Annotated in this window: 2 protein-coding genes; both read left to right on the forward strand. The window is 34.5% G+C overall.

The window, feature by feature from the left end:
* Positions 1-365: 365 nt before the first annotated feature.
* Positions 366-605 (forward strand): type II toxin-antitoxin system prevent-host-death family antitoxin, encoded by a 240-nt coding sequence (locus tag U9P79_01840; protein ID MEA2103370.1) that lies wholly within the window; start codon positions 366-368, stop codon positions 603-605.
* Positions 606-983, forward strand: coding sequence for a type II toxin-antitoxin system VapC family toxin (locus tag U9P79_01845; protein MEA2103371.1), 378 nt, complete (start codon positions 606-608; stop codon positions 981-983).
* The last annotated feature ends 68 nt before the right edge of the window (positions 984-1,051 follow it).

Below are 1,051 nucleotides of genomic sequence, written 5' to 3' on the forward strand. Positions count from 1 at the left end.
TGCTTATTTGGATATATTCTGTATTTCATGCCCATTTGTATTTGCATCATGATCACCTTGTTTAAGAGTTTTTAATTTTAATATACAGGAGATTTGAACAAATGTCCAGAGAAAAATATGAAATTTTAAAAAAAAAATTGAACCAGCTAAAGCAAAACTTATATCCCAAACCTAAAGGATTGGGTTTTACGGCCTAAAGGTCTATATTATAAATATAATTTTTTATGCATATTATGTCAAATCTTTTATTTGAGAAAGCCTGGTAAACAATAGAAGTTAAACCAGATTCTGGAAAAATGGTTCTTGACTCTGGATGATATTAAGTTTATACTCTGAAATATAAACTTAATAGATTGGAGGTCATTATGAAAGCCACAGCAAAAGACCTGAGATTCCACTCAAAAGAGCTCATTAATTCTGTCAACAGGGGTGAAGAAGTTGTTATCACCTATCGTGGAAAACCGTGCGCCAAGCTTGTCCCCTATGAAGAACTTAAAAATAAAAATAAAAAAAAGAAAAATGAATTGTTCGGAATGTGGAAAGATAACGATATGATTGAGAATGTTGATGAGCATGTTAGAAATTTAAGAAAAGGAAGATTCTAAATGATCATCGATACTGATGTTCTAATTTGGTATTTAAAGGGGAATGAGAAAGCATATAAGGTCATTGAGAATGAAAATAATTTTTTTATTTCTGTTGTTACATATATGGAACTCGTCCAAGGAATGAGAAATAAGAAAGAATTAAACAATTTCCGCAAAGCACTTCATCTTTGGAATGCCCAAGTTATTTATATTTCCGAAATGATTTCTGCAAAGGCAATGTTTTACGTCGAGCAATATTTTCTTAGTCATTCAGTGCAATTAGCCGATGCACTCATCGGTGCTACGGCAGTCGCTTGTGGCACCCCCATTCTCACAGCAAATGATAAGCATTACAAAATAATAAAAGACCTTCAAATCAAGAAGTTCAGACCATAACGTCGAAAACGGGGCGAAAACGGGGTCAGGCGCTGACCGCCTCCACAGGCGGGGCGCTTGGTTTCTGG

This window comes from Candidatus Cloacimonadota bacterium (assembly GCA_034661015.1).
Taxonomy (GTDB): Bacteria; Cloacimonadota; Cloacimonadia; order JGIOTU-2; family JGIOTU-2; genus JAYEKN01.

Excerpts from the sequence above, each read along its gene's own strand:
- U9P79_01845 (MEA2103371.1), top strand. The coding sequence starts at position 606 with ATGATCATCGATACTGATGTTCTAATTTGGTATTTAAAGGGGAATGAG.
- U9P79_01840 (MEA2103370.1), top strand. The coding sequence starts at position 366 with ATGAAAGCCACAGCAAAAGACCTGAGATTCCACTCAAAAGAGCTCATT.